Annotated in this window: 14 protein-coding genes; 6 read left to right on the top strand and 8 right to left on the bottom strand. The window is 66.4% G+C overall.

Going from position 1 to position 14392, the window contains the following annotated elements; translation table 11 throughout:
• Nucleotides 1-56: 56 nt before the first annotated feature.
• From PQR02_RS12295 to PQR02_RS12275, 5 genes are all read right to left on the bottom strand, one after another.
• The gene (locus tag PQR02_RS12295; protein WP_408230382.1) at nt 57-929 is read right to left on the bottom strand and encodes a phosphoribulokinase; all 873 of its coding nucleotides are present in this window, start codon (nt 927-929) and stop codon (nt 57-59) included.
• Between the two features lie 70 nt (nt 930-999).
• Nucleotides 1000-2103, bottom strand: coding sequence for a class 1 fructose-bisphosphatase (locus PQR02_RS12290; RefSeq protein ID WP_408230379.1), 1104 nt, complete (start codon nt 2101-2103; stop codon nt 1000-1002).
• Nucleotides 2104-2130: 27 nt separating this feature from the next.
• Nucleotides 2131-3144 (bottom strand): CbbX protein, encoded by a 1014-nt coding sequence (cbbX, locus tag PQR02_RS12285; protein WP_408230376.1) that lies wholly within the window; start codon nt 3142-3144, stop codon nt 2131-2133.
• A gap of 71 nt (nt 3145-3215) precedes the next feature.
• Complete coding sequence (locus PQR02_RS12280; protein WP_408230373.1) at nt 3216-3644, bottom strand: ribulose bisphosphate carboxylase small subunit; 429 nt, start codon at nt 3642-3644, stop codon at nt 3216-3218.
• 135 nt (nt 3645-3779) lie between these two features.
• Nucleotides 3780-5270 carry a ribulose-bisphosphate carboxylase large subunit gene (locus PQR02_RS12275; protein ID WP_408230370.1) on the bottom strand — a complete coding sequence of 497 codons (1491 nt, stop codon included), beginning with the start codon at nt 5268-5270 and terminating at the stop codon, nt 3780-3782.
• A 478-nt stretch (nt 5271-5748) separates the two neighbouring features.
• Here PQR02_RS12275 and pqqA point away from each other — a divergent pair, with 478 nt between their 5' ends.
• The 3 genes from pqqA (at nt 5749) to PQR02_RS12260 (ending at nt 7280) form a co-directional block, all read left to right on the top strand.
• On the top strand, nt 5749-5823 hold the full coding sequence (gene pqqA / locus PQR02_RS41085; protein WP_113062024.1) for a pyrroloquinoline quinone precursor peptide PqqA: 75 nt from the start codon (nt 5749-5751) through the stop codon (nt 5821-5823).
• Nucleotides 5824-5918: 95 nt separating this feature from the next.
• Nucleotides 5919-6518 (top strand): DUF447 domain-containing protein, encoded by a 600-nt coding sequence (locus PQR02_RS12265; protein WP_408230364.1) that lies wholly within the window; start codon nt 5919-5921, stop codon nt 6516-6518.
• Between the two features lie 18 nt (nt 6519-6536).
• Nucleotides 6537-7280, top strand: a complete 744-nt coding sequence (locus tag PQR02_RS12260; protein ID WP_408230361.1) for a (5-formylfuran-3-yl)methyl phosphate synthase — start codon at nt 6537-6539, stop codon at nt 7278-7280.
• A 60-nt stretch (nt 7281-7340) separates the two neighbouring features.
• On the opposite strand, the gene PQR02_RS12255 is transcribed toward PQR02_RS12260, so the two are convergent.
• The 3 genes from PQR02_RS12255 to PQR02_RS12245 form a co-directional block, all read right to left on the bottom strand.
• Nucleotides 7341-7931 carry an amino acid kinase family protein gene (locus PQR02_RS12255; protein ID WP_408230358.1) on the bottom strand — a complete coding sequence of 197 codons (591 nt, stop codon included), beginning with the start codon at nt 7929-7931 and terminating at the stop codon, nt 7341-7343.
• 120 nt (nt 7932-8051) lie between these two features.
• Nucleotides 8052-9173: a hydantoinase/oxoprolinase family protein gene (locus tag PQR02_RS12250; RefSeq protein WP_408230355.1), complete on the bottom strand. Its 1122-nt coding sequence runs from the start codon at nt 9171-9173 to the stop codon at nt 8052-8054.
• Nucleotides 9170-10219, bottom strand: coding sequence for an ATP-grasp domain-containing protein (locus tag PQR02_RS12245; protein WP_408230353.1), 1050 nt, complete (start codon nt 10217-10219; stop codon nt 9170-9172). Before PQR02_RS12245 ends, PQR02_RS12250 begins: the two co-directional genes overlap by 4 nt.
• 14 nt (nt 10220-10233) lie before the next feature.
• Between PQR02_RS12245 and PQR02_RS12240 the strand changes: the two genes are divergently transcribed.
• The 3 genes from PQR02_RS12240 (at nt 10234) to PQR02_RS12230 (ending at nt 14378) form a co-directional block, all read left to right on the top strand.
• Complete coding sequence (locus PQR02_RS12240) at nt 10234-10980, top strand: HisA/HisF-related TIM barrel protein (RefSeq protein WP_408230350.1); 747 nt, start codon at nt 10234-10236, stop codon at nt 10978-10980.
• Between the two features lie 288 nt (nt 10981-11268).
• Nucleotides 11269-12681, top strand: coding sequence for a molybdopterin-binding domain-containing protein (locus tag PQR02_RS12235; protein ID WP_408230347.1), 1413 nt, complete (start codon nt 11269-11271; stop codon nt 12679-12681).
• On the top strand, nt 12678-14378 hold the full coding sequence (locus PQR02_RS12230; RefSeq protein ID WP_408230344.1) for a formylmethanofuran dehydrogenase subunit A: 1701 nt from the start codon (nt 12678-12680) through the stop codon (nt 14376-14378). Before PQR02_RS12235 ends, PQR02_RS12230 begins: the two co-directional genes overlap by 4 nt.
• Nucleotides 14379-14392: the final 14 nt, after the last annotated feature.

Below are 14392 nucleotides of genomic sequence, written 5' to 3'. Positions count from 1 at the left end.
CGAATCTCTCCTTGCAATATGAACACGCCTATCGTCGTGTGCGTGCGCGGCGCGCATCAGGCGCGCGAGCGGCGGTCGATCAGTTGAAGAATCATCGGCGTGAAGATCAGCTGCATCGCGAGTCCCATCTTGCCGCCCGGCACGACGATCACGTTCGGGCGCGACATGAACGAGTCGTGCAGCATCGTCAGCAGATACTGGAAGTCGATCCCCTTGGGCCGCGCGAAGCGGATCACCACGAAGCTCTCGTCCGGCTGTGGAATCTCGCGGGCGGTAAACGGATTCGAGGTGTCCACGGTCGGCACGCGCTGAAAATTCACATGGGTGCGCGAGAACTGCGGGCAGATGTAGTTCACGTAGTCGGGCATGCGCCGCAAGATCGTGTCGACCACCGCTTCATGCGAGTACCCGCGCATCGTCTGATCACGGTGCAGCTTCTGAATCCACTCCAGGTTGATGATCGGCACCACGCCGATCAGCAGGTCCGCGTGCCGCGCGATGTCGACCTTGTCGGTCACGGCCGCGCCATGCAGACCCTCGTAGAACATCAGATCGGTGCCCGGCGCGACGTCCTCCCAAGGCGTGAAGGTGCCGCCATCCTGTTTGTAGAGCTGCGATTCGGCTGCGTCGTGCACGTAGTGGCGCAATTGTCCGGTGCCGCTTTCGCCGTAGCGCGTGAACAGCGCTTCGAGCTCTTCGAGCAGATTCGCCTGCGGACCGAAATGACTGAAGTTCGGCGCACCGTCGCGTTCATGCTCTTTCATCGCCGCGCGCATGCCGTTGCGGTCGTACCGATGAAACGCGTCGCCTTCGACGATCTGTGCGTTGATGTGCTCGCGTCTGAAGATATGGGTGAAGCTCTTCATCACGGTGGTGGTGCCGGCGCCGCTCGAACCGGTCACCGCGATGATCGGGTGCTTGACTGACATGCGTTTGTCTCCGGATGGCAATGTTCTGGCCGCGTTCTCGACGGGCCTTGGGCGGTCTGTCAGCCGCGCGTCAGGCCGTGAAGTCCGGCAGGAATAGCGAGCGCGGGCTGAACAGCGGCGACGTAAAGGGCTTGTCCTCGCCGCGATCGTATTCGCCGTGATAGCGCGCGATGCGTTCGACTTCGTTCTTCGAGCCGAGAATCACCGGCACGCGTCCATGCAGCGCGCGGGGACGCACGTCGAGAATGCGCTCGCGCCCGGTGATCGACAGACCGCCCGCCTGTTCGACCAGAAAGCTCATCGGGTTCGCTTCGTACAGCAGGCGCAGGCGCCCTTCCATCGCCGGCGTTTTCGAGTCGCGCGGATACATGAAGACGCCGCCGCGCATCAGGATGCGATGCACCTCCGCGACCATCGATGCGATCCAGCGCATATTGAAGTCGCGCGCGCGGCAGCCGCTGCGCCCGTCCTTGCACTCCTGAACGTAGCGGCGCACGGGCGGCTCCCAGAAGCGCTCGTTGGACGCATTGATCGCGAATTCGACCGTGTCTTCGGGAATGCGGATATTCGAATGCGTGAGCACGAAATTGCCGATGTCGCGTTCGAGCGTGAAGCCATGCGTGCCGTTGCCGACCGACAGCACGAGCATCGTCGACGGCCCATAGACCGCGTAGCCCGCCGCGGCCTGCTCGCAGCCCGGCCGCAGGAACGCCGCCTCGCCCACTGCGCCCTGCTGGTCGCCGCTCGTGCGCAGCACCGAGAAAATCGAGCCCACCACGCCGTTGATATCGATATTCGACGAGCCGTCGAGCGGGTCGAACGCCAGCAGATAGTCGCCGCGCGGATAGGCCGCCGGAATCGCGTACACGTCCTCCATTTCCTCGGACACCATCGCCGCCAGCAGCCCGTCCCACTCGCATTGCTGCACGAAGATCTCGTTGGTCGCGACGTCCAGCTTCTTCTGCTCCTCGCCGTGCGTGTTGACGGTCTGCGCCGACCCGTAGTTGCCGCCGAGCGAGCCTTTGGTGAGCATCGCCGAAATCGATTTGATCGCGGCCGCCACATCGATCAGGAGCGCCGAGAGTCCCGCCGTTTCCACCGTGCTCATGGAAGACGGCTGGCGGTCGAGTGTGTCGATCAGGAACTTCGAAAGTGTCGTACGTCCGTCTTGCATGGCGTTCTCCCTGGAGGATGTCGTGACTCAACCTGGCGGCGCCGTGAGCGCGCGCGATGTCGGGGTGGGCGGCGGCGCGTCGAACACGCGGCTCGCGCGCACGTCGGCGGCCTCGATCAGCGTGAGCGCGGCGGCGTCGATCGGCGCGCCGCCTTGCAGCGCACTAGCGAACAGCCGGTTGGCCTGGCGCAGCCGCGCGCGGTCGAGCGCATTGCGCACCGAGCGGGCATTGGCAAAATTCGGCTGACGGATGCGGCGCGCCAGATAGTCGGCGAACGCGTGCCGCGAGGCGGCGTCGAAGCGGTAATGCATCGTCCCGAGCATGCGCTCGGCGATGTCGAGCAGTTCGGTTTCGGCGTAGTCGGGAAACGTGATGTGATGCGCGATGCGCGAACGAAAACCCGGATTGCTCTCGAAGAAGACTTCCATCCGCGCTGCGTAGCCGGCCAGAATCACCACCAGGTCGCCGCGCTGGTTCTCCATGGTCTGCAGCAGGATCTCGATCGCCTCCTGTCCATAATCGCGCTCGTTTTCCGGGCGATACAGGTAGTACGCTTCGTCGATGAACAGCACGCCGCCCATCGCGCGCTTGAGCACATCGCGCGTTTTCGGCGCGGTATGGCCGATGTATTGCCCGACCAGATCGTCGCGCGTCACCGAGACCAGATGATTACGGCGAATGTAGCCGAGCCCGTGCAGCACCTCGGCCATGCGTAGCGCGACGGTCGTCTTGCCGGTGCCGGGGTTGCCGGAGAAGCACATGTGCAGGGTCGGCGCACCGCCGGCGAGACCGAGCGAATCGCGCGCGCGCTCGACCAGCAGATGAGCGGCCACTTCGCGGATGCGGGTCTTCACCGGCGCGAGCCCGACCAGATCGCGATCGAATTCGCCGAGCACGTCGCCGATGCCGGAGTCGCGATACAGCGCCGCGAGATCGACTAGCGGCGGCTCGTGTTGCGCATCGTGGAGCGGCCGCGCGTCGTCGGTGCGCGCCGCGGACGGCAGGATGGCATCCACTATGGCAGTGTCGTCGTCTCTCATTGCTCCTCCTTGCGGCGATTCGTCGGTCGAGTCGTCGGGCGGCTCGCAGCACGTTGCGTCGTTCGCGGCCGTCAGCGTGCCGGGCCGTAGCGCTCGCCCGACGGCCGGTCGCCCGCATAGCCCGACATGCTGTAGCGCTGCACTCGCCCTTGCGCATCCTGACGCAAGAGACGGAAGCCCGGTTCCTCGTCCGGACGGTTGACGATGAACGACAGCCGCATGGTCTCGAAACTGCGCACCGAATCGAACGCGTTGACCTTGATGTAGTGCTGCGGCCGCGCCGCGCGGCACGCGTTCACTTCTTGCAACACGCCGGCCGCATCGTGCAGGTCGAACATCGGCAAGCCCCACATTTCCCAATAGGTGTTGCGCGGATGCGGGTCATCGGTGAATTCGACCGAACATGCCCAGCCCTGACGCAGCGCGTAGTCGATCTGCAAGCTGATTTCCTCGTCGCTTAGCTCAGGCAGGAAGGAGAACGTTCCCTGTGTAATGCGCATGACGAACCTCGTTGATTGATGTCTCGTTCAGAACGGCGTCAACTGTCCCCTCGCGCGGTGCCATGGCACCGTCGTCGGGATTGGCTTGCTGATCGACAAAACCGGCAAGTGGCGCTGACTTGCTACTCGCGCCCTCTATGCCGCGGTAGGCGTGGCCGCGAAATCGGGCGTATCGGTGGACGCGTAATTGAAGGTCACGTCGCGCCACGTGTCGAGCGCCTGCTTGAGCGGCGTGCACCAGCGAGCGGCGGCTTCGAGAATGTCCGGCCCCTCGTTGAGAATGTCGCGGCCCTCGTTGCGCGCCTTCACCATCGCTTCGAGCGCCACGCGGTTCGCCACCGCGCCGGCCTGAATGCCGGCCGGATGTCCGATCGTGCCGCCGCCGAACTGCAGAATCGCGTCGTCGCCGAACAGGTCGAGCAGTTGATGCATCTGCCCCGCGTGAATCCCGCCCGACGCCACCGGCATCATCTTGCGCAAGCCGGCCCACGGCTGATCGAAGAAGATGCCGCGCGACAGATCGACCGCGTTGTGGGCGTCGCGGCAGACGTTGTAGTAGCCCTGCACCGACAGCGGATCGCCTTCGAGTTTGCCGACCGCCGTGCCCGCATGCGCATGATCGACGCCCGCCATGCGCAGCCATTTCGCGATCACGCGAAACGAGATGCCATGGTTGCGCTGGCGCGTATACGTGCTGTGCCCGGCGCGATGCAGATGCAGGATCATGTCGTTCTTGCGGGCCCAGTGCGACATCGACTGAATCGCGGTCCAGCCGATCACGAGGTCGATCATCACGATGCACGAGCCCAGCTCCTTCGCGAATTCGGCGCGCTCGTACATATGCTCCATGGTGCCGGCCGTCACGTTCAGATAATGCCCTTTGACCTCGCCGGTTTCCGCCTGCGCGCGGTTCACCGCATCCATCGAAAACAGAAAGCGGTCGCGCCAATGCATGAACGCTTGCGAGTTGATGTTCTCGTCGTCCTTCAGGAAATCCAGGCCGCCGCGCAGGCCTTCGTACACCACCCGCCCATAGTTCTTGCCCGACAAGCCGAGCTTCGGCTTGACCGTTGCGCCGAGCAGCGGCCGTCCATATTTGTCGAGCCGCTCGCGCTCGACGACGATACCGGTCGGCGGCCCCTGGAAAGTCTTCAGGTAGGCAACCGGTATGCGCATGTCTTCGAGACGCAGCGCCTTGAGCGGCTTGAAGCCGAACACGTTGCCGATGATCGACGCGGTCAGGTTCGCCACCGAGCCTTCTTCGAACAGATCGAGGTCATACGCGATGTACGCGAAGTACTGCGGCTCGTCGGCGCGCGAAGCCGGCACCGGCTGCACGCGATAGGCTTTGGCGCGATACATGTCGCAGGCGGTCAGCCGGTCGGTCCACACGACCGTCCAGGTCGCCGTCGACGATTCGCCGGCCACGGCGGCCGCCGCTTCCTCCGGGTCGACGCCGGGTTGCGGCGTGATCCGAAACAGCGCGATGACGTCGGTTTCTTTCGGCTCGTACTCCGGTTGCCAGTAACCCATCTCGCGGTATTTCATCACGCCTGCTGCGTACCGCTCGCGCGGATTGCGCGGATTGCGTTCCGGCTCGATCACCGGTTGGCTGAAATCGTTCATGACGTGTCCTTGAAGGTGGCAAGCGCGCTGCCGGAAGAACGAAGCGCGTGAGTTGCACTGTAGGTACGGACGCCGCCGAGGGGAATTCACGATTTTATTTGGCAGACTTAACCGATCCGTTATCGAACCCATATCGTGGTGTCGTTTTTCGCGACCGGCGCAAAAAATCGGCGCAGAATGTCTCGTGACGAAACAGAGGATGGCGTGACAGCGCACTGCCAGTCCGTGCGAGTGCGATGGAACACTTTGCTTCGTTTTCGCCACACAGCGAAGACTCGAATGCAGGCTTGACGGCTGCGCTGTGTGACTGTCATGCCGGCGTAATTCGGCAGGTGCTGTATAGCCGGTCGGACGCGCGCCGGCACGTCGCTTCGGCGCCACGCCTGGGCATAAAGCTTGCGTGATGCCGGATGCCCATGAAGTCCGGCATCACGCCGGGCCGACGGCAACGCTGGATCAACTCATGGAGGAAGCACGTATGCAGTGGACAACTCCGAGCTACACCGATGTGCGTCTCGGTTTTGAAATCGTGATGTATGTCGCTACGCGTTAAGCCCGCAATAGGGCCGCACGCCGCGGCCCCTTTGCGAACCCTGTTTGTCATGAGTTAACGGCCTTTCGGCGCTGTCAGGACACGCGTTCTCATCCATGATCCACGAAACGATCGTCACCACGGCAGCGTGCGATGGCCGCCCTCACGTCGCCCCGATGGGGGCGCGGTACGAGGGTGAGCGTGTCATCCTCTCGCCGTTTCGTCCGTCCACGACGCTCGACAATATCGTTGCGTCGCGCGCGGCGGTTCTGAACTTCACCACCGACGTGCGCATCTTCGCGGGCTGTGTCACGCACTGCGCAACCGATTGGCCGACCGTTGCCGCGAGCCGCGTCGCCAGCGTGCGCCTCGCCGAGTCGCTGGCGCACACCGAACTCGAACTCGACGAATTGCGCGACGATGCGCAGCGTCCCGTGCTGGTCATGCGATGCGTGCACCGCGGAAATCACGCACCGTTCGCGGGCTTCAACCGGGCGCAAGCGGCGGTGGTCGAAGGCGCGATTCTGGTGAGCCGGCTCTTCATGCTGCCGGCCGACAAGATCGATCGCGAGATGGCTTACCTGCAGATCGCGATCGACAAGACAGCCGGCGACAACGAGCGCACGGCATGGGGTTGGCTCGTCGCCGCCGTCGCGCGGCATCGCGCGAACCTCGCATCATCCGGTGGTCAGAGCGCCGCTGCCGTACACCCGTAGTCTTTCCGGAGAACACCGTTGACCGCATTGCTCGCGAGCGTCCGCTCGAATGACGAAGCATTCGACGCCGCTCGCGCCGGCGCCGAACTGATCGACCTGAAGGAGCCGAACGCCGGCGCGCTCGGCGGCCTGTCGATTGGCGAGATTACGAACATCGCGCGGCAGTTGCGCGCGCGCTACCCAGTCAAGCCGATCAGTGCGGCGATCGGCGACGTGCCGGCCGACGCGTTCGATGAGATCGCCGCGCGCGTCATCGAGGTCAGCGATGCGGGCATCGACTACGTGAAGGTCGGCGTGGCGCGTGGGCCGTCAGCGCGGCGCTGCCTCGAACAACTGGCTGATCTGCCGGCCACGGTGGTGCCCGTGCTGCTATGCGACAGCGGCATGGACGACGAACTGGTCGCCCACACCGCCGCGCTCGGATTTGCCGGCGTGATGTTCGATACCGCCGGCAAGGACGGCAGCACGCTGTTCGACCATGTGGATATCGGTACGCTCGCCCGCTGGCTGCGGCTGACGCGCGAGCATGGCGCGATGGGCGGCATCGCCGGTGCGCTCGGCTGGGCGCAACTGGAGCAGATCCGCGCGCTCGCCCCCGATGTCGCGGGCTTTCGCACCGCATTGTGCGCCGACGGGCGCCGTTCGAGGCTCGATCCGCAGCGCGTCGCGCAGTGGGTCAGCGCGTTGCACCGGCCGGCTGGCGACGTGGGCGCGAGCAGTGCCGCGTCGGCGCCGGGCGCCGCGAACGCGGCGCGCCTGTAGAACGAAGGGACGCCAACGGGACGCAAACGGCGCGTCCCCCTTCTCCGTTCCCGACGCGAATCAGGTAACCGGGATGTTCAGCAGCCGGTCGCGCATCAACGCCACGTTGTTCTTGTCGAATAGTTCGACCACGTAGTTCGCGTCGTGCACGTAATCGACGAAACGGCGGTCCACCACACCCGCCGCGGCCAGCGTATCGAGCGGGTCGTCGGCGGCGATCGGACAGGATTTCACCACCACCAGCCGCTCCGCGTTGAGCATCGTCGACAGCCAGGCCGCGAGGCTGTCCGAGGTCGTGTCCCAGTTGCTCATCGCATCGGGCGTGTCGCGCATCAGCGCAGTCGGCACCCACACGGCGACATGACCGTCGCGCAACGTGCGGCGAATCTTGGCCTCGCTCGATGCGAGCACGAGTTCGGGCAACACCCCTTGCATCAGAAGCGCGTATTGCGTCATCGCGAGCAGACACATGTTGTGCGCGGCGAGATCGTCGAAACGCCATTCGCTCTGGTATTGCCGCACCTTGTCCGCGAAATCGCCGCCACCGGGCACGATGACGACGCGTCCGCCGCCCACTTCGCATAGCTCGGTGAGCCAGTGGCGCAGCGTCGGGTCGTGACTCAGACTGCCTCCAATCTTGACCACCCACATGACCGTTGTCCTCGCTTCCAGTTGAGTGCCCGTCCGCGTTCCGCCATGTTTCAAGCCGGGCTCATCGCTGCACTGTCCGGCTGACACGCCGCTTCATCGGACGGCGGCGCGGTTTTCACATCATGCCGCGCGCGGCGCCTCACGCTTCACGCCTTGTTCGCGCGCATCGGGATCACCAACCGCGAGCAGCGCGACCGCCACACTCGGCGCGCAAGTCGCCGCCCACGCGGCGCAACTGTCCGGCACGCCCGCCAGCGTGCCGAAGTCGATATAGCCTCGCGCTTCTTCACGGGCCAAGGCGGCGGCAAGGAACCGGCCACACCCTGCACCCAGCAGCGGCGCGACGGCCAGTTGCGGATGCGCCGCGACGACCCGCGCCAGATTTACACCGATTTCGCGCAACTGGAGCGCTCGCCAGCGTTGCGCAAAGCCGCGCCATTCGATCAGGCCCGCTTCGTGCGCGTCGCGCCCGATCATACGCGCAAGCCGCGCACGGCTCGCCGCCTCGGTCTTCGGCCCCTGGTCGGCGCTCGGCTGCACGTCGTGCAGGGGGTTCAGTTCGCCGGTCAGCCGGTAGACATCGGCGGTGGTCGCAAACCATTCGTTCATCACGTTGACCGTGACGCCGGCAAATTCGATGCGGTGCGCGACCCCGCACAACGGCGTGCGCACGACACCCTGATACACCAGCTCGCCGGTGGCGAGCCGGCCGGCATCGGTCGCGGCGCGCGCAACCACACGGCCGCCGGCGATCGGAATGATGTCGGTGGTCGTGCTGCCGATATCGATGAGCACGGCGTGCGCCACGCGGGTGGACACCCACCGCGCGGTGGCGAGCCAGTTCGCCGACGCGACGTGGCGCCAGCCGGCCGCGCAGGCGTCGGCGGCGAGCCAGCCGGCGTCGCCGGCGTAAAAGCGCAGCCGCGCGCCGAGCCGCTGCGCGAGGGTGGCGACGATCGCGCGCACGCCTTCGGCGCGGTCCCCGAACAGATCGACCATCTCGCCGGTCATCGTCACTGCATGCCGCGCGCCGGCCGTGCGTGCCTGCGGCCAGCGCTCGAAAACAAGGCCGATGGTGCTCTCAAGATGATCGAGTCCCTGCCACAGGGGACAGGCCCATTGCGCCACGTCGAGCACGGCTGCGCTGCCATCGGCCATCGACACCTTCACGTGCGCGCCGCCGACGTCCCAGCCGAACACCACCGCGCCCGCTGCCGAATCTTCCGTATGGGTCGCGCTCAAGGTTGCACCCCGACAGTTGAGTGCAATGGGCTGGCGCGCACCGCTTCGGACCGCTCGATGCGCGCCCCATGCGCGGTCAGCAAAGCCGCCGCGAGATTTCTGCCGAGTGCCGCGGACAGTCCCGCATAAGCAACCGTGAGACGCGGATTCACCTCGATCACGACCGGTCCGCGCTGCGGATGCCACACCACGTCGATACCGACAAAGCCGCGCAAGCCCGGTATCGCCATCGCTACGCGTTGCGCGAGCGTGTCGAGCGTGCGGCCCGCGCCGCTGTGACGATCGATCTGATCGACCAGCACGCCGTCGAATTCGACGATGCGCGGATGCCCGCCCGGCGCGTCGCCGCCGCTCAAACCGATCTGCTGACGGTTGATGCTGACCAGCTCGACGCCCGTGTCGCGGCAGATCAGCGACAGGCTCAACGGTTCGCCGTCGACCCATCGCTGCAGCACCGGATTGCGCGCCGCCGCCGCGCGCAGCTCGTATTCGGCGCAGGCATCGGCGAAACGGTCGAACACGAAGGTATCGAGGCCGCCCGCGCCATCGTCCGGTTTCACGACCCAACGGCCGTCCCGAGCTCCGCCCGCCTGGCCCGGTTCGAGGGCGGGCGTCGTGGCAATCCCATGCGCGGCAAGACATGCCGCAGTCCCGCTCTTGCTCGACGTCACGCGGATCGGCTCCTTGCCGCAGCCGAGCCAGCGGGCGGCGCCGACGGCATCGTAGAGGTGCAGCAGCAGGCCGTCGCATTCCGGCGCGATCACCCACGCGTAATCGTGTTCACGCGCCGCGCGGGCGACGAAGGCTGTCATCGATTCGCCCTGTGCGGCCATACAATGCGATTGCGCCGCGTCGACCGTTTCAAAGCGTGAGGTCGCGAAGGTGACGTCCACGCCGTCGAGGTCGCGCAGATCGGCGACCAGCGCGTCGCGCATCACACGTCCTTCGACGATCAGCGCGCTCAGGTCAGCGAGACTGCCTGCGCCGGCCAGCGCGGGATCGATGCCGCCGCCGGTGAGATACTCGTAGACGAAGATCTTGGTCAAAGGAACGCGCCCCCATGCAGGTGATACCGGTTCTCGATCTGCTCGACGGCCAGGTCGTGCGCGCGGTGCGCGGCGAGCGGACCGCCTATCGGCCCATCCAGTCCCGCCTCGCCGCCGCCAGCGAGCCGCTTCCCCTCGCCCGCGCGCTGCTCGCCGCCAGCGGCGCGCGCACGCTCTATATCGCCGACCTCGGCGCCATCCTGCAGCGCGGCGCGCATGCGACGGTGCTCGCCGCGTTGCGCGCCGCGCTGCCCGGCATCGAACTGTGGCTCGATGCGGGTTATGCGGACTATGCGTCGATGCGCGCGCTGTTCGAGCACATCGACGCGATCGGCCGACACGCGGGCCCTGCCGCTCATCACGCGCTCGCGACCCTCGTACCGGTGTTCGGCACGGAGTCGCTGCGCGATATCCCTGCACTGCACGCGGCACAGGCTGCCGGTCTCTCGCCGATCCTCTCGCTCGATCACCGGGCGGGCCGGTTACTGGCGGCCACCCAACTGGAGCGCTCCTCGACATGGTGGCCCTCGCGTGTGATCGCGATGACCCTCGATCAGGTAGGCAGTTACGCTGGACCTGACCTGCCCACCTTCGAGCGCATTCGCGCCAGCGCGGCGGCGCACACCACGGTGATCGGCGCGGGCGGCATCCGCAATCGCGCAGATGTGATGGCTGCGGCCAGCACCGGTGCGACCGCCTGGCTGGTTGCCTCGGCGCTGCACGATCGGCAGATCGGCCTCGCGCAATCCGAATCCCTGTAGGATTGCCATACAATTTCCATGCCACGGCATCAGCAACCGGCGAATGCAAACGAACGGCAAGCCAGGCAGGCTGCGCGTGACACTCTGCTCCAGCGCGGCACACAACCTGTACGGCGCAATCGCATGTTGAACCATGCGCCGCCTCACGATCGAGGGGCATTGCTCAACGCGCATCCGCCGTGCCGATCCCTCTGAACGCAAAGCAGCACGACCGTGCACGTGATGCGGGCCGTCGCTGCGCCAGCGCGTGGTCACATCAATCGGCATGGAGCTTGCTAAAAGTGCGCCATGCACCTTTCGCCTACCGATCCATCGCCCCCCGGCACGAACGCATCGGGCGCAACCGGCGCGCGCGTGGCGGCGGTCACACGCGACTGGACTTGCCCGTTCTGCCCATTGCTGTGTGACGACCTCGTTATCGAGTCACAGGGCGACGGCACGCTCAGCGTTGCGGACACCGAATGTTCGCGGCTTGCCGCGGCCCTCGCGCTGTACGGCGCGGCGCACGCGCAATGCCGCAGCGTCGTCGATGGCAACGAGGCGCAGCCCGATGCGGCGTTGGCGCGCGCCGCGCAAATCCTCGCGGACTCGCGCCGTCCATTGTTTGGCGGGCTGGCCACGGACGTCGCGGGCGCGCGTGCCCTCTACGTGCTCGCGGCCGGTTGCGGCGCGATTCTCGATCATCTGCACGGCGACGCACTGACGCCGGCGACCCTCGCCTTGCAGGACCGCGGTTCGTTCTTTACGACGCTCTCCGAAGTGCGATCCCGCGCGGACTTGCTGTTGTTCTTCGGCTGTCAGCCGTCACGGCGTTATCCGCGTTTTTTCACACGCGTGCTGGCGGGCACCGATATCGCGCGTGAGCTGATCTTCGTCGGCTGCGCGGTGGACCCGGCGGCGGCCGGCCTCGCGCATACGCGAACGGAAACGCTGTTGCCGCATGCCGATCCCTACGACACGCTCGCGCTGTGGTCCGCGCTCGGCGAAGGGCGCGAAGCCGGCCTGTGGCGCCACCACAGCGACGGCAACGACGCTGCCGCCAGCGCGGCGGCAACGCTCGCCTCATTGCAGGCGCGCATCGCCTCAGCGCGCTACACGGTGCTCATCTACGAGCCGGGCGCGCTGCCCGGCCCGCATGCGGCGCTGTTGATCGAAGCATTGAACCGGATCGTCAAGGCGGCCAACCGCACCACCCGAGCCGCGTGTCTCGCGCTCGGCGGCGACGACGGCGCATTGACGGTGAATCAGACGATGACCTGGCTCTCGGGCATGCCGCTGCGTACGCGTTTGTCGACGCCCGCACGCAGCGCCGGCACAGCGCCGCTCGATCACGATCCGTACCGCTATCGCAGCGGTAGGCTGCTCGCTGGCGGCGAGGTGGACGCGCTGCTGTGGATCGCGAGCTTCGCGCCGCATGCGTGGCCAGTGGCGCTCGATCCCGCGCTGCCTTTGATCGTGCTCGGCCATCCGGCGCTCGCGGACGCGGCGAAAGCGCGCGGCGCGAACACCGTGTTCATTCCCGTCGCGACACCCGGCATCGACACGGGCGGCCATCTGTTTCGCGTCGACGGTTCGGTCGTGATGCCGCTTGCGGCCGCTCGCGGCGGCGCGCTTGCGTCGGTGGCGTCGCTTGCCACACAGTTGACCGCGCGATTGGCCGCGCGCCAGCATGAGCCGCGCAGCGGCGAGGTGCAGCAATGAGCCTCGTCCGACTGAAAGGCGGCACGCTCTTCGACCCGACCCACGGCGTGAACGGCGAGCGCCGCGACCTGAGCTTCCGCGACGGCCGCATCGTCGATGTCGCGCCCGATACGCCGGTGGATCGCGAGTACGACGCCACCGGCATGATCGTGATGGCGGGCGGCATCGACATGCATTCGCATATCGGCGGCGGCAAGACCAATCTGTCGCGCCTGCTGCTGCCCGAAGACCATCGCGCCGATCCGCTGCGCGAGCCCGTGTACGGATCGGCGCAGGACGGCGCGGGCCGCTATCTGCGTCTGCCGTCATGCGGCGTCTGCACGCCGGGGACGCTCGCGACCGGCTACCGCTACGCCGAAATGGGCTACACCGCCGCGTTCGAACCGGCCATGATGCCGTCCAACGCACGCCACACGCACCTCGAAATGGGCGACACGCCGATCATCGATCACGGCGCCTACGTGATGCTCGGCAACGACGAACTGTTCCTGCAAATGCTGGCGGCGCGCGACGACTTCGCGCGCCTGCGCGATTATGTCGGCTGGACGATTCATGCGAGCAAGGCGCTCGGCGTGAAAGTGGTCAACCCCGGCGGCATCTCCGCCTTCAAGTTCAACCAGCGTTCGCTCGATGTCGACGAACCGCACGTGCACTACGGCGTCACGCCGCGCGAAGTGCTGCACACGTTATCGCGCGCGTTGACCGAACTGCGCGTGCCGCATCCGCTGCATGTGCACGCGAGCAATCTCGGCGTGCCCGGCAACATCGAGTCGACGATCGCGACCATGGACGCCGCCGACGGCCTGCCGATCCATCTGACCCACATCCAGTTTCACAGCTACGGAGTCGACGGGCCGCACAAGTTTTCGTCGGGCGCGCGGCATATCGCCGACGCGGTGAACGCGCGGCCGAACGTCTCCATCGACGTCGGCCAGATCATCTTTGGGCAGACCGTCACGGCCTCGGGTGACACGATGATGCAGTTCCGCAACACGCCGTTCGCCCGGCCGCACAAGTGGGTGGCCGGCGACATCGAATGCGATGCGGGCTGCGGCGTGGTGCCGTTCCGCTATCGCGAGCAAAGCTATGTGAACGCGCTGCAATGGATCATCGGCCTGGAGATTTTCCTGCTGGTCGACGATCCGTGGCGCGTCGCGATGACCACGGATCATCCGAACGGCGGCCCGTTCACCAGCTATCCGCATCTGATCCGCCTGCTGATGGACAAGCCGTTCCGCGACGAGCAGCTCGCGAAGCTCAATGCCGAGGCCCAGGTCGCCAGTGCATTGCCGGGCTTGACACGCGAGTTCTCGCTGTATGAGATCGCCATCATCACGCGCGCCGGTCCCGCGCGGCTGCTCGGTTTGCGCGACCGCGGCCATCTCGGCGCGGGCGCGGCGGCGGACATCGCCGTCTATCGCGACGAGCCGGACCGCGAGCGGATGTTCACGTCGCCCGCCTATGTGTTCAAGGACGGCGAGCTGGTCGCGCGCGACGGCACCCTCGTCGCCGCGCCGACGGGCGGCATCCATTTCGTGTCGCCGGAATTCGATCGCGGCATCGAGAAGACGCTGCGCGCCTACAGCGACGCCAACCTCGCGAGCAACTTCGCGCATGCCGCGATCAGCGACGACGAGGTCTGCGACTGCTGCCGCGGCGGGCGCCTGTTGCCCGTCGAATGTCTGGCTAACGGATAACGGCTGACCGATGC

It is taken from the genome of Paraburkholderia sediminicola, assembly GCF_046026895.1.
In the GTDB taxonomy this organism is placed as follows: Bacteria; Pseudomonadota; Gammaproteobacteria; order Burkholderiales; family Burkholderiaceae; genus Paraburkholderia; species Paraburkholderia sediminicola_C.
The sequence above is the reverse complement of the archived record's forward strand: the minus strand, read 5'-3'. Positions and strand labels throughout refer to the sequence as shown.

What these genes read in the sequence shown, in the direction of transcription:
- PQR02_RS12235 (WP_408230347.1), top strand. Translation starts at nt 11,269, where the DNA reads ATGCACCTTTCGCCTACCGATCCATCGCCCCCCGGCACGAACGCATCG.
- PQR02_RS12280 (WP_408230373.1), bottom strand. Translation starts at nt 3,644, where the DNA reads ATGCGCATTACACAGGGAACGTTCTCCTTCCTGCCTGAGCTAAGCGAC.
- PQR02_RS12295 (WP_408230382.1), bottom strand. Translation starts at nt 929, where the DNA reads ATGTCAGTCAAGCACCCGATCATCGCGGTGACCGGTTCGAGCGGCGCC.
- PQR02_RS12255 (WP_408230358.1), bottom strand. Translation starts at nt 7,931, where the DNA reads ATGTGGGTGGTCAAGATTGGAGGCAGTCTGAGTCACGACCCGACGCTG.
- PQR02_RS12240 (WP_408230350.1), top strand. Translation starts at nt 10,234, where the DNA reads ATGCAGGTGATACCGGTTCTCGATCTGCTCGACGGCCAGGTCGTGCGC.
- PQR02_RS12290 (WP_408230379.1), bottom strand. Translation starts at nt 2,103, where the DNA reads ATGCAAGACGGACGTACGACACTTTCGAAGTTCCTGATCGACACACTC.
- cbbX (WP_408230376.1), bottom strand. Translation starts at nt 3,144, where the DNA reads ATGAGAGACGACGACACTGCCATAGTGGATGCCATCCTGCCGTCCGCG.
- PQR02_RS12230 (WP_408230344.1), top strand. Translation starts at nt 12,678, where the DNA reads ATGAGCCTCGTCCGACTGAAAGGCGGCACGCTCTTCGACCCGACCCAC.
- PQR02_RS12275 (WP_408230370.1), bottom strand. Translation starts at nt 5,270, where the DNA reads ATGAACGATTTCAGCCAACCGGTGATCGAGCCGGAACGCAATCCGCGC.
- PQR02_RS12265 (WP_408230364.1), top strand. Translation starts at nt 5,919, where the DNA reads ATGATCCACGAAACGATCGTCACCACGGCAGCGTGCGATGGCCGCCCT.